Below are 24,674 nucleotides of genomic sequence, written 5' to 3'. Positions count from 1 at the left end.
TTAAGATTAAATTTATAAATAATTAATTGAAATCTTTCGCTAGACTTCTAAGTGTGTAATATTAATTAAAATTATTGATTTGACTCTAATTAACGTAATTTTTTTGAAGTCTAATTTTCTTCATGATTTGTTCGCGCAGATTGGAATACATTTCTTTAGGGAAACCGGCTGTATCCGGAATTAGTTCGATTGCCTGATTGATCTCCGAGAGGGCTTTAGGGAATGCAGCCAGCGCCAGTTGACATTCAGCGATATGGTAATGAAGCTCCGCCAGGAAAGCTTTAGAAACTTGTCCGGCATCACTATTCCCTGGCTTTGTAGTCTGATTTTTTCCATCCGTAGAAAACCGGGGATTAGCATTGATTGCTTTTAAGAAGCTGTCCTTGCTTTGTAATGCAAGTTGATAACACAAGAGTGCCTGATCTGGCTTTTGTAAAGCCAGGTAAGCGTTTCCTTTAAAGTTTAAAGTTAAGGGATTGCCCGGGAACTTTTTCAAGCCCAGGTCATACATTGCTATCGCTTTCTGGTATTGTTTCTGATTATAGAAGGCAATGCCTCTCTGATAATAATAGCTTGGTTTTTCAGGATTACAAATGTCCTGAACCGCGGTTTCCAGCTGATCCGTTAGTAAAGTATCTTTAGTTTTCTGCTGAGCGCTTAGCTTTTTTGCCATTTCGTAATCCAGACAAGCACTATCCAGGTTTTCCATTTTAAAATGAAGCGTTGCCCGATGTAAGTAAGGTTTTAAATCGTTTGGTACCAGGGCAATGGTTTTGTTTAAATCAGCAAGTTCCAATGGGAAATTCCCCTGACTGGAATGGAACAATGCCCTTTGCTGGTAAACAGCTCCATTATCTGGCTCCAGGCTAACCGCCAGGTTGTAATCTGCCAACGCAGCGGTTTTATCCCCCTGATATTCTTTTAGTCTGGCCCTCCAAAGTACAATAAGCCCATCTTTTGGAGCTGCAAGAACACCAAGGTTAAAGTTTTCCAGTGCCTTGTTAAAATCATTGCGCATCGCATAAATCCTTCCGATGTTCATATAGCATTTGCTGCATGTAGGGTTAACCGCCAATGCTTGTGTATAATACTGTTCAGCAACATCCAGGTTTTTATCCTCAATATGGTAAAAGCCCAGCATCCTCAGCAGGAGCTCTTCATTAGGTTTTGCCTTTAATTCCTGTTCCAGATAGGGGATGATTTTTGCCTGCTGTCCGATGTTACTTAATGAATCGATCACCTGCTCATAGCTGCTGGATTGTCCAAATGAAATGCCGGATATTAAGAGGAATGTGCAGCTGATCAGGGTTCTTCGTAACATAGTGGGGAGATAAAGACTATGATTGTTTAGGTAATGAGTTTATTTATTTCGGTAATCCTGTTCTAATATCTTAATTTAAAATAGAATATCGGTATAGAATTCCTGCTCATTATTCAGGCCAATTTTAATGAAATTGCGAAATAAACTTAAACTGAATGTTTCAGATTTCCAGAAAGATACTACTTAAATCTGGGAAATGGGCTTTAATGGCGTGGTTTTTGAAAGAACGGGCTGAAATGGGCAAATTAAGCCTGTTACCAATTCAAACCCTTAATCTTCTTGTTATAAAATGTGGAAGATTAATTAAAACTTAATATGGAATTTTATAGAAATCAAAAGAAATCAAACCAACTTGTTCTAATCTATGTAGGACTGATCGTGATGTTAGCGGCTGTTCTATTATACAGTACCGGGATCATCGCAGAGAGGTATTTACCTAAAGCGGCAGTGATATCAGGAATTGGTCTTATCGTTCTTGTCTTCTGTCTTATTAAATCTTTAATTGCAGCAAAAGATACGTCGCCGATGATCGCACTTAAACCTGAGGGCATTACCTCAAGGGTAACACCGGTAAGTAAAGCAGCCGGACTGATCAGCTGGAAAGATATCCAGGAAATGAGCCTTACTGAAATGGGCGCAGATGTATTAGTTACGCTTCACCTTAACAATGTTGACCACTACAAGGGAATCATCAGTAAGAAACTATCAAAAATGGCTGTTAGCGGTGGACTGGATGAAAACGGACATTATATGGTTTACCTAACCGCTTCTCATATTGATTGCAACGCCGAAGAATTATTGGCTAAGATCAACGCTTACGGTCCGAAAAATAAATAAGAATATTAATTTTAAATCATTCAAATGCTAATATATAGAGGATGGGGCTTTCTTGCCCTGTTGATCCCGGTGATCGCGATGCTGATTGCAATTTCTCTTTTTGGAGTAAAAGGAAATATAAGCTATGACCTATTCCTGTATAGTCTTTTGGCGGCTGCGCCGGTTACGTTTCTGCTGGGAATCTGGCTAAACAAGAAAAGTCTGCACGATCTGTATTTCATCCGTCTGCAATACTGGGGACTGGCCTGGGGAGTAGTTGCCATCGGATTGATTGCACTTAAGTACTTAAAGCCCTAGTGTTTTAAAGCGAGCCTGTTTGTATTGCAACACAGCGTTTTTACTTACGAAAAAACCGGATTCCTTATGCAGGAATCCGGTTTTTTTATAGCGATCAGGCTCAACGTGGTCAGCCGAAGCGCTGCCTGGAGAATTATTATTTCTGATCAAGTACGCTCAATAGTTTTTCTAAATCCGCTACTGTATTGTAAAAATGGAAGGACAGCCTCAATCCATCGCCACGGGGAGTAACAATGATATTGGCCTCCTGGAGTCTCTTATTGAGCTCAGTACTGGTCGGTATATTGAAAATCGTAGCATGTTCCCCGCGTGCTACAACTGCGCTGGAGAGTAAGCCACGTGCTGTTAATGCTTTCCTGGCCATTTCGCCTATAGATTGCAGTCTATTGGAAATAAAATCTGTGCCTAAGGATTCAAACAATAAAATGGACTGCTTTAGCGTACCAAAATTTAAGGTATCCAGATGCCCTGGCTCAAAGCAGAGCGATAATAAACTCCGGTCCTTTAAAAAAGGTTCTGTAGGCAAGGGGTAATTGATTCGTTTCTGATATAAATGCTGATTTACCTGATCTTTTAAGAGCACAAATCCGTTCCCATAGCCGGCAAGCATCCATTTGTAGCCGCTGCTGATGAGTACATCAAATCCTGATGTCCCGAAGTTAAAAGCGTTAGTCCCACAAAACTGAGTGCCATCACCAACGATCAGCAGCTCCGGATAGTTTTCTTTTAGTTTTTTGATAAAACTAAGGTCTATCTTGATACCACTGGCATATTGAACCAAACTCAATGCCAGCACTGATGGTTTAAAAGTCTCTATTTTGGCCAGTATATTTTGTTCAAGGTGTTCGTTTGCCAGGGCATAATCACAGCTAAATCCTCTGCTTTCTACCGGGTAATTTATGGAAGGATAATCGCTGGTCACCAGTAGAAATTTATGGTCAGCTGATAATCCATCTAAAAAGATGTTAAAACCAATGGATAAATTCTGTACCAGAAAGGTGTTTTCTGCTTTGCTATGAAAGAATCTGGCAACGTGTTCCCTGACATCCTGTAAAAACTCCCGCTGTTGTAAGCGGAAGTTACTTCCTTGTAGGTAAAACTCTTCATCATGCGACTTTCTCCATTCCATAATGGAGCTCGACATTATGCCTGAACTTGCTGTATTCAGATAGGTGCAATTCGCTAGTACGGGAAACTGTGCAGTAAAACTCATGTCGCTAATATACAGATTAGCCCAAATTCCAGGTATTATCCATCCGATAATCCATTAAAATAATAACTTAATCCATTTATTGATTAGTTTATGCCGCTAACTTTGCTTGTTAACCACAAAGAAGATATTAAAACCAACAACCTGAGATCATACCACTATGTATAAAACCAATATTTTTAAAACCAGCTTCCTTGTTTTAAATATCTGTGTTGGCTTAACCGTCAATGCTCAGCAAGCTAAACTGCCCGAACAAGCTTATAATTTAGTACTTAAAGCACCTGTCAACACCTGGGACGAAGCACTGCCGTTAGGAAACGGCCTCATGGGCGGTTTGCTATGGGGCGAAAAAAACACCATCAGACTATCTTTAGATAGAGGCGATTTATGGGATGAGCGTACCCACGGAGAAAAGGAATGGTGGAAAAAATACACCTATCAAAAAGGAGCAGACCTGATTGCTAAAAAAGAATATGATAAGGTTAACAACTGGTGGGATGAAGCCTATAATGGCGTAAGTCCGACCAAACTACCGGCCGGCCGGATTGAACTTAAATTCCCGGACGGAGAAGTAGTAAAGGAATTTGAATTGATGGAAGCCACCGCAGAAGGAATCACAAGATTCAATTCAGGAGCAACTATGAATGCTTTCTACAGTGCGAGTGCTCCGGTTGCCTTGTTATCTATAAAAGGAATATCGCCGGATGCAGTACAGTTGTTCAGTCCGATGGACGTGTACCGTAAAACCATAAAAGGGGACGGCGGACCAAGTAGCGGGGGATCTGTCAGTAAACTCGGTTACCCGGAAGCGATCAAAGGGAAATCGGCCAATGCCGAATGGTATATCCAGGAAGCTGCCGACGGACTTAAATATTGCGTCTATATCGAAACTAAGAAAACGGCTAAGGAAAGCCTCATCGCATTAACGATTACCTCAACCGTAGATGGCAAAGATCCTTTAGCATTGGCACGTGAACGTGTTTCCGATGCCCTGAATAAAGGATACCGGAGGATGCTCAAACCACATGTAAAATGGTGGACTGCCTTCTGGGAGAAGTCAAGTGTCAGCATCCCTGATACCGCAGTTCAAAAACAATACAACCTGGTACAATACTTTTATGGTGCTGCTTCCCGCTTAAATGCGCCACCAATGCCATTGCAAGGGGTGTGGACTGCTGACAACGGCACACTGCCACCATGGAAAGGTGATTACCATAACGATTTAAATACGCAGATGACTTATATGGCGTATCAACAATCCGGCAGATATGAGGAAGGGGCTTCTTACCTGAATTTCCTGTGGGACCGTCGTGATTTCTTCAGAGATTTTGCCAGAGATTTTTATGGTACAAAAGGACTGGCTTGTCCGGGCGTGATGTCTTATTCCGGACAACCTTTAGGTGGCTGGGGACAATATAGTATGTCGCCAACAATGAGCGCCTGGAGTGCCCACCTGTTTTACCTGCACTGGTTATACACCGCTGATGATGCTTTCCTGGAAGAAAAAGCCTATCCATGGAGTTCCGAAGTTGGGGAATGTATGTTGGGCCTCTTGAAAAAGGACAGCAATGGCCTGCTGAAACTGCCGCTTTCTTCTTCACCGGAGATTTTCGATAATAGTCCAAAGGCATGGTTAGAACCCAATAGTAATTATGATTTGATGAGCTTAAAAATGCTGTTCCTGTCTTTAAAGGAAATGGCAGCACAAATGGGTAAAACTACGGAAGCAAAGAAATGGTCCGATGCCGCAATAGCCCTGGGTGATTTTCATACCAAAGCCGATGGAACGTTACTGCTGGATGCCAAAAATGAACTGACTAGTAGCCACCGACATTTATCTAACATTATGGGTATCTATCCTTTTAACCTGATCAACAATGAATCCGGCAAAGCCGATACCCAAATGATAGCCGCCAGTTTAAATAACTGGGATAAATTAGGAACCAGACAGTGGGTAGGTTATACCTTCTCCTGGATGAGCTGCCTAAGGGCAAGAGTAGGTGATGGAGAAGCTGCGGTTAAAAACCTGGACATTTTTGTGAAAGCCTTCGTTTTAAGAAACGGATTTCATGTGAACGGTGATCAGACCAAAAGCGGTTACTCCGGCTTTACTTACCGTCCTTTTACCTTAGAAGGAAACTTCCTCGCTTCACAGGCAGTGCATGAAATGTTGATGCAAAGCTGGAGTGCTAAGCCGGGAGAACTAAACACTGGCTTAATTCGTGTTTTCCCGGCCATGCCGAAAAAATGGGCTGATGCTTCCTTTACAGACCTTAGAGCAGAAGGCGGGCACCTGGTTTCCGCAACACGTAAAAACAATAAGACCACAAGTTTCAGTATTACCGCCGGTAGGACGGGGACCTTGCGGATCAAAGATAATTTTGAAGGTATAGTGCCTGAATGGAATGTTAAAGGCGTCACAAAAACAGCTGATGTTTATGAAGTTAAGCTGAGAAAAGGGCAAAAGCTGAAAGCATCCTTATAAAACTTTAAAATAAGCCCTGTTTGTAAAACAAACGGGGCTTATTTTTACGCTTAGTCCGGTCATCGTTAATTCTTATAATAAATTAGATCGGTTTCCTGTTTAGCTATTACATTTGGCATGATATCACCCAAATACTGTTTATGAAAAATGTACTGTTGCTGTTTATTCTCCTGATCACCTCAAATATCAATAGTAAAGCGGCTGATTTCGATAGCCTGCTGGTCAAAAGCGTGATAAAGGAATTGCGGATCCCCATGGCCAAAATTAAAGAAGAATATATCCGGACCAAACCAATGCCAAACGACCGGACTAAAACCATTGTTAGTATTCCGGTGATGGCGCGGGAAGACGACGATGATTATTCGTTTGTAATGGATGCCTATATTCTCGTAGTAGAATCAGGAACAGGTAAAATACTACAAAAGTACCATGAGAAAGGATATTGGGAATCTGATGCCGTTCGCCTGGATGATATAGGCATAGATACCGCACCTTATCGCCTGAATAAGGATACCCGTGCTTTTGGAATCACCGGCCAGCATGTCGGGCATTCCGGCCCTAACCCTTATAATGAACAGACCATTTCCTTGTTTGTAATCAGCGGAAATTCTTTAATTAAAGTGGTGGATAAACTGCTTTTAGAAAGGTATAACGGAGAGTGGGATATGAATTGCGCGGGCATTTTTAAAAACCTGAAGACTATTATTTCGGTATCACCGGATAAAACCAATGGGTATGCCGATCTGATCATCAACAGCAAAACGATCACTACGGAAACCTTTAAGAAAGGGGAGGAATGCGAAGAAATTATAGTACAGAAGAAGCCTCATAAAAGCATCTTGAAATTCAATAAGGAAAGCTATCCCGTCAAAACAGCAGAGATCCGGTATTAATTTAATTCCTTTTTCCTTTATCTAAATTCTCCTGCCTCCTAAAAGCTACGATTTTGCTGATCAGGTCTAAAGGTAGCGGCTTGTCAATCGGGAACTGAACCGATCCTTTCGCCACTTTGTATGCCGACAACTCTTTCTTAAAAGTCTCAATTCCGGAAGGAGCAGGGTAAAAGCCAATGTGACTTTTGTAAGCTGCAAAATGAACCAGATTGCCGTTAAGGATGAATGTTGGAATGGCATAACTGATGGTCTCATCCGCTTCAGGAGCTGCTTTTCTAATGGTTTCTCTTAGTTCCTCTAAAATCGGTTGTACCTCACCTGGAAAAGTGGCGATATATGCGGGTATGTTTTTCTGACTTACGATATCTGTTGTGTCTTTCATCTAAAGCGGGTTTTAATGGCTTGTGAATTGGTCTCTCATCTTATTTTACATGGAGGGATCGGATTCATGTTCAAAACCCCTGCAATTATTAATCCAATAGAACTGATAAGTAATAAAGTAAGGCTAAATTTTACTTTCAGACTTCTTATCCGGAAAGGGAAACTCCTCCATAAACAAGCATAACTGTAGACCCAGACCGAAAATACAAACATGATGAACCATTCCTCTTTTTCGATGGAATACTCCTTAATTCCCGGCAAAGGAAGGTCAGGTATGGATTTTAGAAATTGGACCAGGATCATAAGCTTATACAAATATATCTTCCTGGTGTAAAGTACTCCCTGTGGTAATATGTCATATTTAGGGGGCATACGCGACAATCTTAAGGGTAAATTCTTTCAGGAAACTGATCATTATTTTTTCCTCAGTAGCTGACGCAAACGTTTGTGTGATTTCAGCTGGGTCATTTGTCTTGCTCTTATCCAATATTTTATTAGCATTGTGTTAGCAATCCTGTGCTGAACCATTAATTAGTGTTAAGCGAATTAAAAAAGTGCAGGTGCTGCAGCGTCTAAATATGCTGCTGTCAATGAAAGCCTAAAATATGAAGATGAAAAAATTATACGCAATGGTATCCTGCGCCATTTTATGTGGCGGACAGGTATTTGCCCAGCAGACCGATAGTGTACTGTTTGGAGAAATCGGAAAACAAGTGTCCTTTTCCGGCGGACTGAAATCCGGAGCTACCATGATCCCTGACTTGAAAGTGCCCAAAGGATTTTCCGCCTTTTTGAAAGGTACAGACCGCTTAACAGTTATTAATGCCGATGGAAAGATCTTTAGTCCCCTGGAAAATGTAGAAGTTTCTTTGTTTTATCAGTTACAACGCGAAAGTGACAAAGTAACGATGGATATGCAGACGCTTAAATTAAAAGTGCCAGGCCAGTTTAATGATCAGCAAACGGTCAATCCAAAACCTTTTGTGATCCCTGCTTTAAGAGAGTGGCATGGTGCATCCGGTACTTTTCAATTGAAAAAGAAAAGTAAAATCGTCCTGGCAGAGAAAGATCCTGTTTTACAAGGGATAGCTAATTTACTACAAAAGGATCTTCAGGCGATGAATCTTTCCTTAGAAATCAGCACATCAGGAAAACCTGCTGCAGGCGATATTTTGCTTTCCCTGAATTCTTCAGATCAAGGATTGGCAGAAGAAGGATATGAACTGATCATCGGAGATTACCTTCAGATTAAAGCCTTACACAAGAAAGGCGCGATCTGGGGAACCAGGACATTGTTGCAATTGCTGGAACAGGATCCTGTAAATCACAGTATCGTAAAAGGGGAGAGCCGCGATTATCCAAAGTATGCCGTAAGAGGATTGGTATTGGACGTAGGTAGGAAATTCTTTACGATAGATTTCCTGAGAGACTATGTGAAAATGATGTCTTACTATAAAATGTCTGAGTTTCATATCCACTTAAACGACAATGGTTTCCCAATCTATTTCAAAAACAAATGGGAAGATGTTCCTGCTGCTTTCCGTTTAGAAAGTACGACTTATCCTACACTGACGGCTAAAGACGGTCATTATACGAAAAAAGAGTTTATTGAACTTCAGGAAATGGCGTCCATTTATGGTGTAGATATTATTCCGGAAATTGATGTCCCTGCGCATTCATTGGCCATCACCAGAATCCTTCCGGAAATAGGTAGTAAGAAATATGGCCCTGATCATCTGGACCTTTATAACCCAAAAACCTACGAAATTGTAAGTAATATATTTAAAGAATATCTGGAAGGTTCGAACCCTGTTTTTCAGGGAAAGGTAGTCCACATTGGTACCGACGAATATGCAAAAGCAGAGGCGGAAAAGTTCAGGTATTTCACGGATTACTTTATCAAATATGTACAAGGATTTGGTAAAGAAGCTCGTGTTTGGGGCGCGTTAACCCATGCTAAAGGAACGACTCCTGTAACTTCGAAAGGGGTAACGATGAACTCCTGGTACAATGGTTATGGTGAGCCCAGAGAGATGAAGAAGCAAGGTTACAAGCAAATCAGTACTCCTGATGGTTGGTTATATATCGTTCCGGCAGCAGGTTATTACTATGATTACCTGAACTTAAAGAACCTGTACAGAAAGTGGGAGCCGATAAATATTGGCAATGTGACTTTTCAGGCGGGAGATCCTTCAATTATAGGAGGTATGTTTGCCGTGTGGAATGATAAGTCGCCGGCTGGAAACGGAATTACAGAGAAGGATGTTCATGACCGTGTGTTCCCTGCGCTTCAGGTTTTATCTCAAAAGATGTGGGCTGGTACAGATAGTATTCCTTTTAAAGACTTCCTGGTTAAAGGTAAAGGTGTAAAAGAAGGTCCGGGTGTAAATGTAGCCGGTTATGTGTTAGGAAAGGATTCACTGGTGTTGAACTATACTTTTGAAGATTCAAAAATTAAAGATCAGTCAAGCTATAACCGCGGCGCTGGTGTTAAAACTAACGTAAGTGTTGCCAAAGGGTTAAATGGTAAATCACTGGTTTTATCTGGGGAAAACAGCTTTGTTCAACTGCCTCTTAAAGAGATCGGTTACGGTTATACGGTTTCAGTTTGGGTAAAACCGGACAGTACCTCTGTTGGGGAGCGTATTTTGTTTGGCTCAGGAAATGGAGTGTTTAAATCTTCTACCAAATCTCAGAAGGTAGGCTTCTCCAGAGAAGGGATGGATTATGAGTTTAACTACCAGTTGCCACTAAACAGCTGGACTCATGTGACGATTACCGGAGATCATAAAGGAACGTCATTGTATGTCAATGGAAAACTTCAGGAGAAGATGATGGGCAAGGAAATCCTGTTCCCGGATACTAAAGCGAATATGTTAAAGGTAGAAACGTTGGTTTTTCCACTACAGACTTTAGGCAGTATGAAAAACGGCTTTTCTGGTGCGGTAGATGACTTGAAAGTGTTCAGGAAAATGCTTTCCGATGAGGAGATTAGTAAGGAGTTTGCTAATAAAGGGACTCTTTCGAAATAAAGAAAAGTTAAAATACAAAGCAGCTGTTTTAATAAGCTGAAATAACAAAGCGCCCGATCGTCATGATCCGGGCGCTTTGTGTTGTAAAGGGGTAGGAGATAATTCTAATGAATTTTGATTATCTTTGATTATGCATACAGCAGTTCAAAATAAGCAATCATTATTAGTTCTACTAAAAGCTAATGGCCAAAAGATAAGATCTTTTGGTGTTTTGAATTTAAGCCTGTTTGGGTCTTTTATTACGGGGAAGCTACATGCCGATAGTGATGTGGATTTACTGGTAGAGTTTGACCCCAAGCAAAAGAGTTATGATAATTTCATGGATTTATCCTTCTTTCTGGAAGATTTGTTAGGGAGAAGAGTAGAGGTCGTCACCCCACAATCTCTTAGTAAATATATTGGTCCCCATATCCTAAGTCAAGCGGAGCATGTTTCCTTCTAACATTGAATTACTAAAACATATTCTAGAAGAAACCTCATTTGTGCTGGATGCTACACATGAGAAAATTAAAGAGGATGTCATTAATGATCCAATTCTTTCAAGAGCATTAATAAGAAGCCTGGAGATTATTCTTTTATGCGCATTCATAAGAATATAGGGCAAGCCTGTAATAAAACTGATCCCTGACGGTCTATGTTAATATGAAACATTCTCTAAAGACTTTTAGCCTGATTTTTCTATTGTTTTTCTGTTTAGGAAAACCAGCTGTGGCCCAGCAGATCGATCTCAATTCCTTAAATGCATTCTGGAAAATCACCGATAGATTGAAGCAAGGGGATACCTTGTCCCGCGAAGCATGGAAGACCTTTCTGCAACTGGAAGGAAACAAAACCTATATAGAAAATCAGGATTTTAGTGAGAAGTTTCTGGATAGCTACCGTAAAACTCTAAATATGGTGTATAACCCCAAAAACGAGGCGCGTGTACAAAAACTAGTGGATGATAAGTTGAACAACTGGCTGGTTTATAAGATTAACCAATACAAAATCCATGAAAAGGAACTGAAGGAATATGCGGCCAAACTGGACCAGCCCGCTTACTTAGACAGCATGTATTTATACTGCTGGCAATGGCTTCCAAAGCGTTTGCACCAGAAAACCACAAACACCAAAATATTCATTATTGGTATTGATAATGATGCCCTGGTTCACCGCGGAACGGTTGTCTTTACCCTTTGGAACGTGTACAATCAGGACAAATTGAAATATGGCATTGTTGGGGCTCATGAACTTCACCACGTCCTCCGTAAACCAAGAAATCTGGTAGCTACTGATCCATCAGAAGAAGGGATCTTATACGCCTTACAAGTCATCCTAAATGAAGGAAGTGCAGATATGATCGATAAAAAGTATTCATTTGATAAGTCGAAGGATATCGTTTACGAGTATCATTTTGAGGAATTGCTGTTAAACAAACCAGATAGTATTGTGATGCAGTTAGACTCTTCGATGCAATTGATGGCACAATCAAACGGCGTAAAATTTAAAACCGTCAAAGACTACCGCAACTTATTTAATTATACCAGCGGCCACAATCCCGGTTATTACATGGCAGATATCATCGTACGCAACGGCTATAGCAAAGAGCTGATTGAAAACGTACAGAACCCATTTTATTTTATCACCCTGTACAACAAGGCTGCAAAAAAGGACAAGCAACATCCTCCTGTATTTTCTGATCAGGCCATTGATTTCTCTAAAGCTTTAGCGCGAAAATACTGGAAATAAAGGAGGCTGATTAACAGGGTTATTTTAGTGCGTCTTTAATCTCATCCCGCAGGTCAGCTACTTAAGGGGTTATCCGTAAGAGGTGTTTTATGATCCTGAGACCATACTTCTGGGGGAATACTCAAACTTAATAACAGAGCAGAAAACAAAAAGACAAACTCTTTTTTCATAATCAAGGGCTTTATTAATAATATGTTAGGTTCTGTGTGATGTTACAATCGGTTACTCTTAAGGAATGAAATTCAGCTTCCAATGCCTGATGTTCATATAGATTTATATCTTTGCGCCGCTTTTGGTTCCCGGTGTCGCAACCGGGATTAAAAGGGAATCTGGTGTAATTCCAGAACTGTCCCGCAGCTGTAAGCTCCTTAACCGAGGTACATTAACAAGGTCACTGTTTTGAAAAAATGGGAAGACCGTACTTAGGGGAGCAAGTCAGAAGACCTGCCTTTTGCATTTATGATTCATAGCTTTCGGGGATTGAAGCTGGAATGAGGATACCTTTTGGGGTATACCCATTTTTAATAATTCCGTTTGCTGTGGTTTAACTACAGAAGATGAAAATAAAACAAACTATAGTAGCAATGTTCTGCCTGGCGATACTTGCCGTATCCTGCAAAAAAGAACAAACAGAAATCGCAAAACTAGCTTATCAGACTGCCAGCGACAGCCTGATCACCCTGAAGATGGATAAGGAGCTGACCCTGGCACCACAGATCACCGGAAAAACTAACCGCTATCAATGGATGGAAAACGGAAAGGAAGTAGCCAATACCGCCACATACACCTTTAAAAAAGCAGATCCGGGTGTCTACAACATAGAATTTACCGTAGAAAACGATAAAGGAAAGACCGCCTTGAATTACCGTGTAAAAGTAACCGGACCTTATGGCGACGGCGTTTTACTGTTAAGCTATACCGATCAAACCGGAATGGGGAATTCAGGCATATCGCACATGGACGAGGATGGAACGATCCAGCTGAACATCTTTTCGAGAGCTAATCCCGGTTCATTCTTATCACCGGAAGCAAACAACCTGTACCATTTTAATAACCAATATTACATCACTTCCTCGACGGGACCAAATTCACTGACCGTTGTAGATGCACAGACCATGAAGCTAAATTATGTGATCAGTCAATCAGGTGCCAGCAATGTCACATATTTTGCGACCACAGACGGAAAAACCGGTTATGTAAATGTGACCAATCGCAGGAAATCAGGTTTGTATCCGGTAGACCTGACGAATAAAACGATCAGTTCAACCATTCTGGAAGGAAGCAAGGACGTCACCTTGATTCCGATAAACACCGTTAATCAGACCATTGTTACCGCTGCGGGTAAACAGCTGATCAAAGTGGAGAATGGCAAAGTAATCGTTCTGAATAGCTACAAAGAAAACGTATCCGGCATAGTTAAAAGCTCGGATAATAGCTACTGGTTAGGTGTTCAGGGAAGTGCAACCAACAAAGCCAAATTTGTGAAGCTGGATAAAAGCAACAAAGGAATAGACTCTGTAGAACTTGCGGCTAACTTTAAAGTACCAGCCAATGGGGTGCTGACTTCTGGTGGAAAAGATGAGTACTTATATTGGCAGGAAACTTCCACAGGAGTGATTTGCAGATTTAATACCCTGACCAAAAAGGCAGAAGAATTTGTTGACCATGCTGATGCAGGGATCATATTCGCTACTTGCTGGAAGGTCAACCCAAAAAACGGGGATCTTTATATCGCTGATAGTCCGGAGATATTTTCAGGTGGCGAGCCATTCAGTAACCTGTATATTTTTGACAAAACAGGGAAGCTTAAAAAGGAAGTTAAAAAAGCCGGTTACCAGATTTCCGACATTGTATTTCCACAGTAAAAATTATCGGATTTATATTAAGCACAAAAGCCTCAGATGAGGCTTTTGTGGTATAGGGGAGTGTAATAAAGGAAACTTTAAAGTAATTCTGGTGTTAATTATACAGTTTCACTCATGAATTATTCAATAATTAATCCCTCTATGAAGCATACCTATAAGATAAGCGGAATGACCTGCCAGGGTTGTCGTACTAAAGTTGAAAAAGCACTGAATGGAATTGATGGAATTACTGCTGCCGTAACTTTAGAATCTGCCGAAGCAGTTGTCACAATGGATAAACACATTGCAACTGAAAAATTGCAGGAAGCATTGTCCACCGCAGGTGATTATAGGATTGAAATGGAAGGCCATCATACTACAGCTGAACATATGCACAAACCACATACTGCTCATGTTCATAAACCTAAAGATCAGGGAGCAGGCATATATTATTGCCCCATGCATTGTGAGGGAGATAAAACCTATGATAAAGCAGGGAGCTGTCCTGTCTGTGGAATGGATCTTTTGAAACAACCAACGTTAAAAAGAAGCGCACAATTCACCTGTCCAATGCATCCGGAAATCATCAAAGATAAGCCTGGTGCTTGTCCGATATGTGGAATGGATCTGGTCCCTATGGACCTGGATGCTGAGGCGGAAGACCATACTTATGAAGACTTGTTGCGAAAATTTAAGGTTGCTGCGGTATTTACGGTGCCAATTTTTATCATCGCCATGACTGAAATGGTCCCTGATAACCCGCTTTTCAAGCTCATGGATCTTAAATACTGGAACTGGGTACAGTTTGCTTTTTCATTACCGGTTGTGTTTTATGCAACCTGGATGTTCTTTGAACGTGCCTGGAAATCTATCATTACCTGGAACCTGAATATGTTTACCCTGATTGGTATTGGTGCGGGGGTAGCCTGGCTCTTTAGTATTGTTGCCCTGCTTTTCCCTGATGTCTTTCCGGACCAGTTCAAAACCCATCATGGGACAGTCTACGTATACTTTGAGGCGGCAACAGTGATTCTGACACTGGTCTTGCTCGGACAGCTTTTAGAAGCCAGAGCGCATGGAAAAACCAATAGTGCCATCAAAGAGCTCTTGAAATTAGCCCCCAATACGGCCACAAAAGTTGTCGGGGACAAAGAAACGACCGTTTCAATTGATGACATTCAAAAAGGAGATTTGCTTAGGGTGAAACCCGGGGAGAAGATTCCTGTAGACGGCAGTATAAAAACCGGAGAAGTCACGATTGATGAGTCCATGATTACAGGTGAGCCAGTGCCGGTGGAGAAGAAACCCGGGGATAAAGTAAGTTCCGGTACCATCAATGGCAATAAAACCTTTGTGATGCTGGCAGAAAAGGTCGGTTCGGAAACACTGTTATCCCAAATCATTGAAATGGTGAATTCTGCAAGTCGCTCTAAAGCACCAATTCAGAAACTGGCAGATAAAATCTCCGGATATTTTGTGCCGGTTGTGGTATTGATTGCCCTTGCTACTTTTGCAGTATGGGCCATATATGGCCCCGATCCATCTTATGTATACGCCTTTGTAAATGCGATTGCGGTGCTGATTATCGCCTGTCCATGTGCCCTCGGCCTTGCCACACCTATGTCTGTGATGGTTGGGGTAGGAAAGGGTGCCCAGTCGGGGATCCTCATCAAAAATGCGGAATCTCTGGAGAAAATGAATAAAATAGATATTGTCATCATTGATAAAACCGGAACAGTTACCGAAGGAAAACCATCTGTAGAAGAAGTTGTTAGTGTAGATCCCGATTTCTCTGAAAAGGATGTGCTGGAAAGAATTCTGGCCTTGAACAAAAGCAGTGAGCATCCATTAGCGCAGGCAACATTGCGTTATGGGGAGGAAAAGAAGATCGCTGTGCAATCTATATCGAACTTTGAAGCGGTAACAGGTAAAGGAGTGATTGGTAAGCTTGGCAAAGAGGACCTCGCTTTAGGCAATCAAAAGTTAATGGAACATGTAGGCGCGAAAATCAGTCCTGAATTGGGCGAACAGGTTAAGACCGCACAAAAGCTGGGTAAAACGGTTTCTTATTTGTCTGTTGGAAAGCTTGCTGTGGGGTTTGTCGTTATTTCTGATAAGATTAAAGCATCCAGCGCAGGGGCGATTCGTAAACTTCAGGAAGAAGGTTTGCAGGTCATCATGTTCACCGGCGATAATGAAGATACTGCAAAGGCAGTCAGTGAAACCCTGAATCTTGATGGTTTCAAGGCTCAAATGCTACCGGAAGATAAATTGAACGAGATAAAGAAACTACAGGCTGCGGGTAAAATGGTGGCAATGGCTGGTGATGGCATCAATGATGCTCCGGCATTATCGCAGGCAGATATCGGCATTGCCATGGGCACCGGAACTGATGTGGCGATAGAAAGCGCTGCCATTACTTTAGTAAAAGGCGATTTGAACGGGATCGCAAAAGCGAGACTGTTGAGTCATAAAGTAATGGGTAACATCAAAGGGAACCTGTTTTTTGCACTCGGCTATAATGTATTGGGGATTCCGGTAGCAGCAGGTTTATTGTATCCTGTTTTTGGAATCTTACTTTCTCCAATGATTGCAGCCCTGGCCATGAGTTTTAGTTCAGTGTCCGTTATCCTAAACTCGTTAAGACTAAGAAGCGCTAAAATAGACTAGCATTAATTTTTTCTTCTATATCCCGGCGTTGGATGATCAGGTATGTCTGGAATTTGGGGATTTGCAGAAGGTGGTACTACTTCTTTCAGTTTTCCTGAATGGCTGGCTTTTAATGGGGTAGTAATCTTGTTTTTTTGTCTGGTTTTAGTGCTGTTCAACGGTTTTGCTATGGCTCTAAAGCCCTTAATCAAGCTGGTCTCTGCTCTTTTCCGGGAATCAGTGTTCTCTAATGTGGGTGCTTTTTCCAACTTGTTTTGATTGATACTTCCGGCATAAACACTATCCGAAATTTCTGATGCATCATCATTGATAAAGGAAATATAAGCCTCTACTCTTTGATTGGCAAGATGAGGGGCAATCTGGATTCTGTGTTTTCCATCCTTTCTGTGGGATCCACTGAGGCAATGGGTATGTTGATGCTGATCCGGCCAATAAAGCAATACCATTGCACGGTCACCTGTATTTCGCCATGGGAGATCCGCAGGGACTTCCCAGCTGAATTCAATTTCAGTGCCTATGAGCTGGATTTGCGGTTTTTCTGCTTTTAACAGTGTTCCCATGCTCAACATAGCTTTAGGGTAATCTAGCTGCGCATTAGGGAATTCACCGCTTACCGCGTGTTTTTTGTTATAGGAAACGGCTTCGTTATAGTAGTTTCTGTCGGTTCCCATCACTTTTAGCCTGAAGCCGGGTTTAATGAAACTTTGGATAGGACGTAGAAAATTGTTAACGATGGTCATGCGGTCGCAATTGATCTTTCTGGCAGGACTGAGGGGCTTGTTACTATGACCAATGGTCCTGATGACGTTTTTACCGTTCAGCTCATAGCCAACTAAGTTGCCTACCCGGCCCTTAAATCCACCAAACAGTCCATTCTGTAAACTTCCCATAGCGTTCTTATTTATTGATAAGCAGTGTGTTGCATATTCTAATGTAGTCATTAAGTTCCGTATCCCCTTATAATGAGTTCGATATATGTCCGGAATAAATTAAACATCAATTCAATATCTGGTAATCCTTAAAGCATACTTGAAAGGTCAATTAGACCTATCAGGGATTAATCAACCATTAACTAACCATGGTTGAATGATGAATATGATCAGGCCGCATGTAGGCAGCATCCCGAACGCAGCCTAAACACTATTTGCAGCGATTCATGATATCACATGGAATGATTATGTGAAAAAGGCTTTGGCTTTTACACTGAAACATAAAGATGAGCTAAACTTATCTTTACAAGGGGAAGATAAGGAAATGGAGCTTGCTTAGCGGAGCCTCTTATTAAGGTGTAATTTTAAGTAACTGTTGCGCTGTTCATCGTTTTTTTTTCCGATTTTAGATTAAACATAAAATGTATGCGCCCCTCCAAGCTAGCTGTTTATCGTCGGAAAAAAGGATTGACCCAGGAAAACCTTGCTGAATTATCCGGCGTAACCACCCGTACGATTCAGCGGATAGAAAAAGGGAGTGTTGTTCCGCATATCCAAACCTTAAAAATACTGGCGGCTTGTCTGGAAATCGACCCGGAACTGTTAATGGATAAACCGGAGGGAAGCGTAGCTGAGCAAGAGGAGCCAGCTGCAAAGAATTCTTCCATCAGCCCATTGTTCCATCTGGCTGCCTTGATCGGCTTGATTCTCCCCATTTTAAACATCATATTTCCATTCCTGTTGTGGCTATTCAAAAGACATGAAACTCCGGAGGATGACCAGCAGGGAAAACAAGTGCTGAATTTTCACCTCAGCATGAGTATACTATTATACCCCTCCATTGTGGTGATGGTTTTCTATTTTCCGGTTGGCTTTCCTTTAACGGCAATGGTCTATGTTTTTATGGTCTGTATGACGCTGATTAACCTTTACCGGTCCATTAAATTGCTGCCGGTAAAATATCCATTTTCCTATGCATTTTTTTAAACCCGGGAGCTGCTAAAACTTGAAAAGACGCTTTTTGACGAAATAAGGGCTGATCTGTCGGGTAGGTGACGTGCAGATGTCGTTGAAACGGAATAGATTAAGCCCGAGATTTAGTAAAAAAAACGCAATATGAAAAAGCTAATTCTCTTAATAGCTTCCTGTTGGATATTAACAGCGAGTTATGCACAGCAAGCCAAAACGATCAGACAGTTAAATGGCGAATCTATCCCGACAGCTGCGTTGTCAGCACGATTGAATCACATTCTGGATAGTGCAAGGCTGACCGGGTTACAGGTGGCTATTATCAATAACAGACAAACCGTATGGACAGGGAGCTTCGGCTTGAAGGATGTCGAAAAACAACTGCCACTCAATGACAGTACGGTTATGTATGCAGCCTCCCTGACTAAAGTTGTTTTTAGTTATCTATTTCTTCGCCTGGTAGATCAGGGGATTTTCGATCTGGATAAACCTATCCGGGATTACCTGAAATTGCCAATTGGAGAATATCCCAAATGGCAGGAACTGGCAGAAGATTCTATTGCCTTCCATAAAATTACGCCAGGGATGATTCTCAGCCACAGTTCCGGTTTGCCAATCTTACGGAGCATCTATGGAAACAAACTCCGCCTGATCGCTAAGCCTGCTGAAAAGTTTTATTACTCCAATGAAGGGATGAACCTCCTGGGTTTTATCGTGGAAGAGTATACAGGTAAGGGGCTCGCCGAATTGGCGAAAGAAGAAGTCTTTGCTCCGCTGCAAATGAACCACACCAGTATGGTATGGGAGCCTGAATTTGAGGGAAATTTCTCTTACGCCTACTTTAAAGACGGTAAAAAATACGGTTCAGAAAGAAGGAAAAGCAGCAGAGCGGCAGGTTCTATGACCACTACAGCCGCAGATTATGCAAAGTTTGTCGCCCGGCTAATGAATAAGAAAGGGCTGTCGAAAAAAGTGTATGCTGAAATGTTTTCGCCACAAATCCGGATACATACTGAACGTGGCTTCGGTCCGCGGAGAGATAACCTTAGCACAGAAAACGACAAGATGAGCTTATCCTGGGGATTGGGGACAGGGCTATTCAAAAGCAAGTATGGATCAGCATTTTTCCATTCAGGTCATGGCGAAGCAAACCAGAATTATTTTGTTGCTTTTCCAGATCAAGGGATCTCTGTGATATTGATGAGTAACAGTGAAAATTTCGAAAATGCAGCTCCGCTTATCCTGGATGCCTGTATTGGGGATCGGTATTCTCCCTTTGCCTGGTTAGGGAATCTGGATCACTAACATTCCGGTTATTCTAGTTGCACAACTGGATTATCTGTTTGCCAGGATAGTTGAGAACACGGCTAATTAAGTAGATTTTTTCATTGATCAGCAACTATAACTTTATGATTAATAAATAATACAACTTACAAATAATTAATTATATATTTTATATGATGATGAAGTCAAATTATTTAATTTATCTACTTCTTTTAGTTGTTGCTTTTAGCTTTTCATGTAAAAAGAAACATGTAGATGGTGTCGATACCAGTGAAAAACCTGTGGTTGTAGGGAAAGCAACAAGTTTAATCAGTTATCCGGGCAGAAACCGGGTTAAGCTCTCCTGGAAAATACCAGGTAATTCAGAATTACAGAAATTTAAGATCAGTTGGGGGAGTACCGATAAGGAATCAAAGGAAATGCCTCTGACTAAAGGAATTGACAGTACGGAGATCATCCTGAATGAATTATTGGAAGGCGATTATACTTTTTCTGTTGTTGCAATAGACATCAAGGGGAATGTTTCGGAAAAGACAACGGTAAGCGGGCATGCTTATGGGGATAAGTATGAAGCAGGATTGGTTCATAGAGAGATCAAAGATGCTGTTTTCAATGAAGCCCGGAAAACAGTTTTGATCAGCTGGAACGGTATCGGATCCGAACTGACCGGAATGGATTTCAAATATAATGATGCAGCAAATGTCTTACAAACGGTATCGAGCTTATCGGGTAATGCGACCTTAGCGAATTTTAAATTGGGCAATACATTTGAGTATCGTTCAGTATATCAACCTGCGGGCAGTATTGATGCATTCTATACCGCATATAAATCTGCCAGTGTAATTCAACCCAATTCTTTTCTGGGTGCCGACTGGGCACTGTATACCCCGGTTAAAAAGATTCATTTGGATAATGAAGCAGGTCTGCAAACTTATAGCTGGACATCCTATAAATCAGCATGCACTCCGGTTATCTGTGCGGATTACAGCTATGACAGTAATACTTTAACAGAAACATTTCAGATTTTAAATACAAAATCAAATCGTTCAGAGATCAGGGTAGAGGATAATTACAGTACAGGAAGCCGACAGTTTTCAGGCTATCTTAAATTTGATGCGCCGCTGAATGATGAAAGCCTGGTTCAAATTTTTGGTAGTACATCTGAAAATGCAACTCAGCTTATGATTCGCGGATTTTCAGAGAATGGGGGGACTTTAAAAATCTCTAACAGCTTTGTTTTAGCAACAGGGGTTCATAATAAGGAAGTTCACATCAATGTAATACACTTACAAGGCGATGCCGGTGATAAGATGATCGTTTATATTGACGGTGAGAAGAAATTTGAAAAAATCGATGCTGAAAATGCCACTAATTATATGAAATATGGATGTTATGGCACTATGAAGACCGGTAAAGCTATTGTGCAATGGAGGGATGTTAAGTTTTATAAAAATGGTAAAGCGCCTGATTAAAGATAAAGAGTTTCATGCTATAACTTTAAACAGCAAAACCGGGATATCCCGGTTTTGCTGTTTAAAGTCTTATCTTTTTGAGCTTAGTTTTTAAGCGATGCCATATCGATTACAAAGCGATATTTCACATCTCCCTTTTCTAGTCGTACAAAGGCTTCATATATCTGTTGCATATTAATGGTCTCAACATCAGCGACGATATCATGCTTAAAGCAGAAGTCAAGCATTTCCTGTGTTTCGGCGATGCCGCCGTTGTTAGAACCCGCAAAACTTCTTCTTCCCATAATAACATTGAATGCGCCATACCATCATGATCATTGTTGCAATACTTCTTGTCTTTTTCATCTCTCTAAGCTGTTTTCGTTTGTAAAACGTGTTCTTTTAGAAAACGCTTATCCGGTTTGAGGGGTCGCATACCTGTTTCCAACGATTTCGATTTTTGAAACAGCAGTTGTTAGCTGTTTCAGTTCATCCTTAGTAAAGACATAATCTGCCGACCAAAGGTTTTCCTGAAGGTGCGCTAATTTTGTTGTGCCTGGAATTGGAACAATCCATGGCTTTTGGGCCAGTAACCAGGCCAAAGCAACCTGTGCTACCGTAAGCCCCCTTTCATTTCCAAAATCTTCCAATATATCAATCATCACCCAATTTGCTTTTACCGCATCCGGTGCATAGCGCGGGAGGGAGCCACGATTGTCATTACCGGCAACATAAGTACTGCGTTCATTGATATACCCTGTTAGATAGGCTCTGCAAAGCGGACTGTAGGGAACAAAGCCAATACCTAATTCTTCACAAAGCGGAAGAATGTCTTTTTCCGGATCTCTGGACATTAATGAATACTCCGTCTGAATGGCCGTAAGTGGTTGTATGGCATGTGCTTTTCTAATGTTTTCAACGCCAGCTTCACTTAGTCCGAAATGTTTCACTTTTCCTTCTTTGATTAAGTCTTTCACGGTGCCTGCAACATCTTCCATCGGAACATTTGGATCAACGCGGTGTTGGTATAGCAAATCGATAACGTCGGTGTTTAACCGCTTTAAAGAAGCCTCGACAACTTTCCTGATCTGTTCTGGTCTGCTGTTCAATCCTTGCGTGAATTTTCCGTTTTCGATGGCAAAGCCGAATTTACTGCATAGGGTGATGTCTTTCCGAAAGGGCTTTATCGCTTCCCCAACTAATATTTCATTGATATATGGCCCGTATGCTTCAGCAGTATCAAAAAAGTTTACACCCATTTCATAAGCTTTTCTGATGGTTTCGATCATATACTTTCTATCAGGAACAAAACTCCTGTTCCAGGACATGCCCATACAGCCCAATCCTAATGCAGATACCTCAATACGATGGTTACCTGTACCCAGGCTTCTGGCTTTAGCATTTGCTATATGATTTCCTGTTGGGTGATTCCCTTTCTGAGAAGTTTGAGCAAGGAGAACTGCCGGTGAAAACAATAGTGAAGCACCTAAAGCTGTCCCTGCCTGTAGAAATTTTCTGCGGTTGTGATGTTCCATGTTTTTAGTGTTTTGATGAAGACTGATTCATTTTCTACAACAAATCTCAGGATATAAAATCAGGCGCTTGTTATACAGATTACTGCTTCTCTTACCAATGTTACTGATTGGTATGAACCAGGGATTATACCTGTTAGGGAATGTGTAAATTTGTATGAGTAAAATAATCTCGTTATGGAAGAAATCGTAAAACTGGACAGTATTGCTGAATACAATAGAATGCGTGGTGTAGAAACTTTACATCCTTTGGTTACCGTAATAGACTTGTCAAAAGCAAATTCTATGGTTGCACAGACCATTAATTTCGGCCTGTATGCTATTTATTTAAAGGATTTGATGTGTGGTGAGCTGAAATACGGACGTAACAATTACGATTATCAGGAAGGTACTCTGGTATTTATTGCCCCCGGACAAGTCATCGGAGTACAGCCGAAAGTAGAAGCTTTTGAACCTAAAGGTTGGGCATTGTTGTTTGATCCGGAATTGATTAGAGGCACCCCTCTGGGAAAGCATATTGCGGATTATTCCTTCTTTTCTTATGATGTGAATGAAGCTTTGCATCTTTCAGAAAAGGAGAGACAAATTGTGCTGGATTGTTTTGGGAAAATTGAATATGAATTGCAGCAGTCAATTGATAAACACAGTAAAACATTGATTGCATCCAATATAGAGCTGTTTCTTAATTATTGTACCCGATTTTATGATCGTCAGTTCATTACGAGGGACAATACCCACAAAGGTATATTAGCGCGATTTGAAGATTTATTGATTGGGTTTTATGCTTCCGACAAGCCAAAAACTATTGGATTGCCATCCGTAGGTTATTGCGCCGGGGAACTGAATTTATCCGCTAATTATTTCGGGGATCTGATTAAGAAAGAAACCGGGAAATCTGCGCAGGAATACATCCAGGCGAAAGTAATTGACTTGGCTAAAGAAAGGATTTTTGATCTGGATAAGTCCATTAGTGAAGTCGCTTATGAGCTGGGTTTTAAATATCCACAACATTTTACCAGGGTATTTAAGCAAAGAGTGGGTTTATCTCCGGTAGATTACCGAAATTCGAATTAACCAAGCTGTTTAGCTGGACTGGCAATAGCATTGTCACGGTGATTTGTAGTAATATTCATGGGGTTAAGTCGTTATGAATGATGAGTATATCGTGCTGCATGTTTACAATAAGCAATCCAATCACAAATGAAAATAGAAACCAGTAGGTTAAAGCTTGTTCCGGTATCTGAGCAATACAAGGCCGATATTCTTGCTGAGTTTACGCCTGAAATCACCAGATATATGCCTTATACGCCTAATGGTGAGGAGCAGGAAATTCAGGAGTTTTTGGACAAAGCTAAATTGGCCTTGATCAATAGAACAGACATTGTTTTAGCCGTTCTTGACAAAGAGAGTAAGGAATTTATAGGTTGTTGCGGGATTCACAACATTACGGAGCACTCCATTGAATTAGGCCTTTGGTTGAAAGCCGGCACTCATGGACAAGGACTCGGTACAGAGGTTGTGGAATCATTGATCAACTTTATTCAGCAGAATTTTAAATACAGTCATTTGATTTATCCAGTCGACAAAGAAAATATAGCCAGTAGGAAAATCCCGGAAAAACTTGGCTTTTCTATATTTAGAGAATACCAGACAATTAAAGATGAAGACACCTTTCTGAACATCGCAGAATACCGGAAGTATTCGCTGGATCATTCTGGTGTATAGCTGATCTGAGCCTGGACCAGGAATCAGTCCTAAAAATTACGCCCTTTATTCCCGTAATAAAGTGCTTTAAGTAGCGCGTTAATCTC

At 41.2% G+C, this 24,674-nt stretch carries 20 protein-coding genes and 1 riboswitch; of the genes, 14 read left to right on the top strand and 6 right to left on the bottom strand.

The window, feature by feature from the left end; all coding sequences use genetic code 11:
• Positions 1-85 precede the first annotated feature (85 nt).
• Positions 86-1,321, bottom strand: coding sequence for a tetratricopeptide repeat protein (locus OQX61_RS21285; RefSeq protein ID WP_265843833.1), 1,236 nt, complete (start codon positions 1,319-1,321; stop codon positions 86-88).
• 315 nt (positions 1,322-1,636) lie between these two features.
• Between OQX61_RS21285 and OQX61_RS21280 the strand changes: the two genes are divergently transcribed.
• Together OQX61_RS21280 and OQX61_RS21275 are read left to right on the top strand one after the other, a co-directional pair.
• Entirely contained in the window at positions 1,637-2,158 is a 522-nt protein-coding gene (locus OQX61_RS21280) for an STM3941 family protein (protein WP_265843832.1), read from the top strand.
• Positions 2,159-2,182: 24 nt separating this feature from the next.
• Positions 2,183-2,455: a hypothetical protein gene (locus tag OQX61_RS21275; protein ID WP_265843831.1), complete on the top strand. Its 273-nt coding sequence runs from the start codon at positions 2,183-2,185 to the stop codon at positions 2,453-2,455.
• A 136-nt stretch (positions 2,456-2,591) separates the two neighbouring features.
• Here the strand turns inward: OQX61_RS21275 and OQX61_RS21270 are convergent, their stop codons facing one another.
• Complete coding sequence (locus OQX61_RS21270; protein WP_265843830.1) at positions 2,592-3,668, bottom strand: aminotransferase class V-fold PLP-dependent enzyme; 1,077 nt, start codon at positions 3,666-3,668, stop codon at positions 2,592-2,594.
• Between the two features lie 157 nt (positions 3,669-3,825).
• Here OQX61_RS21270 and OQX61_RS21265 point away from each other — a divergent pair, with 157 nt between their 5' ends.
• Both OQX61_RS21265 and OQX61_RS21260 read left to right on the top strand, forming a co-directional pair.
• On the top strand, positions 3,826-6,150 hold the full coding sequence (locus OQX61_RS21265) for a glycoside hydrolase N-terminal domain-containing protein (RefSeq protein ID WP_265843829.1): 2,325 nt from the start codon (positions 3,826-3,828) through the stop codon (positions 6,148-6,150).
• A 140-nt stretch (positions 6,151-6,290) separates the two neighbouring features.
• A complete protein-coding gene (locus tag OQX61_RS21260; RefSeq protein ID WP_265843828.1) occupies positions 6,291-7,043 on the top strand; it encodes a hypothetical protein in 753 nt (250 codons plus the stop codon).
• Position 7,044: 1 nt separating this feature from the next.
• Here the strand turns inward: OQX61_RS21260 and OQX61_RS21255 are convergent, their stop codons facing one another.
• Positions 7,045-7,425 (bottom strand): DUF1801 domain-containing protein, encoded by a 381-nt coding sequence (locus OQX61_RS21255; RefSeq protein WP_265843827.1) that lies wholly within the window; start codon positions 7,423-7,425, stop codon positions 7,045-7,047.
• Positions 7,426-8,035: 610 nt separating this feature from the next.
• Between OQX61_RS21255 and OQX61_RS21250 the strand changes: the two genes are divergently transcribed.
• The 5 genes from OQX61_RS21250 to OQX61_RS21230 all read left to right on the top strand — a co-directional run bounded on the left by OQX61_RS21250 (position 8,036) and on the right by OQX61_RS21230 (position 16,698).
• Positions 8,036-10,456 (top strand): family 20 glycosylhydrolase, encoded by a 2,421-nt coding sequence (locus tag OQX61_RS21250; protein WP_265843826.1) that lies wholly within the window; start codon positions 8,036-8,038, stop codon positions 10,454-10,456.
• 130 nt (positions 10,457-10,586) lie between these two features.
• On the top strand, positions 10,587-10,898 hold the full coding sequence (locus OQX61_RS21245; RefSeq protein WP_265843825.1) for a nucleotidyltransferase family protein: 312 nt from the start codon (positions 10,587-10,589) through the stop codon (positions 10,896-10,898).
• A gap of 200 nt (positions 10,899-11,098) precedes the next feature.
• A complete protein-coding gene (locus tag OQX61_RS21240; RefSeq protein ID WP_265843824.1) occupies positions 11,099-12,184 on the top strand; it encodes a DUF5700 domain-containing putative Zn-dependent protease in 1,086 nt (361 codons plus the stop codon).
• 276 nt (positions 12,185-12,460) lie between these two features.
• Positions 12,461-12,651, top strand: a riboswitch (cobalamin riboswitch).
• 90 nt (positions 12,652-12,741) lie between these two features.
• A complete protein-coding gene (locus tag OQX61_RS21235; RefSeq protein WP_265843823.1) occupies positions 12,742-14,049 on the top strand; it encodes a DUF5074 domain-containing protein in 1,308 nt (435 codons plus the stop codon).
• Between the two features lie 141 nt (positions 14,050-14,190).
• On the top strand, positions 14,191-16,698 hold the full coding sequence (locus OQX61_RS21230; protein WP_265843822.1) for a heavy metal translocating P-type ATPase: 2,508 nt from the start codon (positions 14,191-14,193) through the stop codon (positions 16,696-16,698).
• 2 nt (positions 16,699-16,700) lie between these two features.
• Here the strand turns inward: OQX61_RS21230 and OQX61_RS21225 are convergent, their stop codons facing one another.
• The gene (locus OQX61_RS21225; RefSeq protein ID WP_265843821.1) at positions 16,701-17,588 is read right to left on the bottom strand and encodes a DUF6266 family protein; all 888 of its coding nucleotides are present in this window, start codon (positions 17,586-17,588) and stop codon (positions 16,701-16,703) included.
• Positions 17,589-18,053: 465 nt separating this feature from the next.
• Between OQX61_RS21225 and OQX61_RS21220 the strand changes: the two genes are divergently transcribed.
• From OQX61_RS21220 to OQX61_RS21210, 3 genes are all read left to right on the top strand, one after another.
• Positions 18,054-18,614 carry a helix-turn-helix domain-containing protein gene (locus OQX61_RS21220; RefSeq protein WP_265843820.1) on the top strand — a complete coding sequence of 187 codons (561 nt, stop codon included), beginning with the start codon at positions 18,054-18,056 and terminating at the stop codon, positions 18,612-18,614.
• Positions 18,615-18,743: 129 nt separating this feature from the next.
• A complete protein-coding gene (locus OQX61_RS21215; RefSeq protein ID WP_265843819.1) occupies positions 18,744-19,901 on the top strand; it encodes a serine hydrolase domain-containing protein in 1,158 nt (385 codons plus the stop codon).
• Positions 19,902-20,053: 152 nt separating this feature from the next.
• The gene (locus OQX61_RS21210; RefSeq protein WP_265843818.1) at positions 20,054-21,352 is read left to right on the top strand and encodes a DUF4998 domain-containing protein; all 1,299 of its coding nucleotides are present in this window, start codon (positions 20,054-20,056) and stop codon (positions 21,350-21,352) included.
• 83 nt (positions 21,353-21,435) lie between these two features.
• Here OQX61_RS21210 and OQX61_RS21205 read toward each other — a convergent pair whose 3' ends face one another.
• Both OQX61_RS21205 and OQX61_RS21200 read right to left on the bottom strand, forming a co-directional pair.
• The gene (locus OQX61_RS21205) at positions 21,436-21,636 is read right to left on the bottom strand and encodes a hypothetical protein (protein WP_322973632.1); all 201 of its coding nucleotides are present in this window, start codon (positions 21,634-21,636) and stop codon (positions 21,436-21,438) included.
• A 108-nt stretch (positions 21,637-21,744) separates the two neighbouring features.
• A complete protein-coding gene (locus OQX61_RS21200; RefSeq protein WP_265843817.1) occupies positions 21,745-22,866 on the bottom strand; it encodes an aldo/keto reductase in 1,122 nt (373 codons plus the stop codon).
• Between the two features lie 174 nt (positions 22,867-23,040).
• Between OQX61_RS21200 and OQX61_RS21195 the strand changes: the two genes are divergently transcribed.
• Both OQX61_RS21195 and OQX61_RS21190 read left to right on the top strand, forming a co-directional pair.
• Complete coding sequence (locus OQX61_RS21195) at positions 23,041-23,937, top strand: AraC family transcriptional regulator (protein WP_265843816.1); 897 nt, start codon at positions 23,041-23,043, stop codon at positions 23,935-23,937.
• A 126-nt stretch (positions 23,938-24,063) separates the two neighbouring features.
• Entirely contained in the window at positions 24,064-24,588 is a 525-nt protein-coding gene (locus OQX61_RS21190) for a GNAT family N-acetyltransferase (protein WP_265843815.1), read from the top strand.
• Positions 24,589-24,674: the final 86 nt, after the last annotated feature.

The sequence above is a fragment of the Pedobacter sp. PLR genome, assembly GCF_026239675.1.
GTDB lineage: Bacteria > Bacteroidota > Bacteroidia > Sphingobacteriales > Sphingobacteriaceae > Pedobacter.
Note: the sequence above shows the minus strand (reverse complement) of the source record. Positions and strands in the feature narration are given on the sequence as shown.

Coding starts and splice junctions, on each gene's coding strand:
- OQX61_RS21285 (WP_265843833.1), bottom strand. CDS start 1,321: ATGTTACGAAGAACCCTGATCAGCTGCACATTCCTCTTAATATCCGGC.
- OQX61_RS21280 (WP_265843832.1), top strand. CDS start 1,637: ATGGAATTTTATAGAAATCAAAAGAAATCAAACCAACTTGTTCTAATC.
- OQX61_RS21275 (WP_265843831.1), top strand. CDS start 2,183: ATGCTAATATATAGAGGATGGGGCTTTCTTGCCCTGTTGATCCCGGTG.
- OQX61_RS21270 (WP_265843830.1), bottom strand. CDS start 3,668: ATGAGTTTTACTGCACAGTTTCCCGTACTAGCGAATTGCACCTATCTG.
- OQX61_RS21265 (WP_265843829.1), top strand. CDS start 3,826: ATGTATAAAACCAATATTTTTAAAACCAGCTTCCTTGTTTTAAATATC.
- OQX61_RS21260 (WP_265843828.1), top strand. CDS start 6,291: ATGAAAAATGTACTGTTGCTGTTTATTCTCCTGATCACCTCAAATATC.
- OQX61_RS21255 (WP_265843827.1), bottom strand. CDS start 7,425: ATGAAAGACACAACAGATATCGTAAGTCAGAAAAACATACCCGCATAT.
- OQX61_RS21250 (WP_265843826.1), top strand. CDS start 8,036: ATGAAAAAATTATACGCAATGGTATCCTGCGCCATTTTATGTGGCGGA.
- OQX61_RS21245 (WP_265843825.1), top strand. CDS start 10,587: ATGCATACAGCAGTTCAAAATAAGCAATCATTATTAGTTCTACTAAAA.
- OQX61_RS21240 (WP_265843824.1), top strand. CDS start 11,099: ATGAAACATTCTCTAAAGACTTTTAGCCTGATTTTTCTATTGTTTTTC.
- OQX61_RS21235 (WP_265843823.1), top strand. CDS start 12,742: ATGAAAATAAAACAAACTATAGTAGCAATGTTCTGCCTGGCGATACTT.
- OQX61_RS21230 (WP_265843822.1), top strand. CDS start 14,191: ATGAAGCATACCTATAAGATAAGCGGAATGACCTGCCAGGGTTGTCGT.
- OQX61_RS21225 (WP_265843821.1), bottom strand. CDS start 17,588: ATGGGAAGTTTACAGAATGGACTGTTTGGTGGATTTAAGGGCCGGGTA.
- OQX61_RS21220 (WP_265843820.1), top strand. CDS start 18,054: ATGCGCCCCTCCAAGCTAGCTGTTTATCGTCGGAAAAAAGGATTGACC.
- OQX61_RS21215 (WP_265843819.1), top strand. CDS start 18,744: ATGAAAAAGCTAATTCTCTTAATAGCTTCCTGTTGGATATTAACAGCG.
- OQX61_RS21210 (WP_265843818.1), top strand. CDS start 20,054: ATGATGATGAAGTCAAATTATTTAATTTATCTACTTCTTTTAGTTGTT.
- OQX61_RS21205 (WP_322973632.1), bottom strand. CDS start 21,636: ATGGGAAGAAGAAGTTTTGCGGGTTCTAACAACGGCGGCATCGCCGAA.
- OQX61_RS21200 (WP_265843817.1), bottom strand. CDS start 22,866: ATGGAACATCACAACCGCAGAAAATTTCTACAGGCAGGGACAGCTTTA.
- OQX61_RS21195 (WP_265843816.1), top strand. CDS start 23,041: ATGGAAGAAATCGTAAAACTGGACAGTATTGCTGAATACAATAGAATG.
- OQX61_RS21190 (WP_265843815.1), top strand. CDS start 24,064: ATGAAAATAGAAACCAGTAGGTTAAAGCTTGTTCCGGTATCTGAGCAA.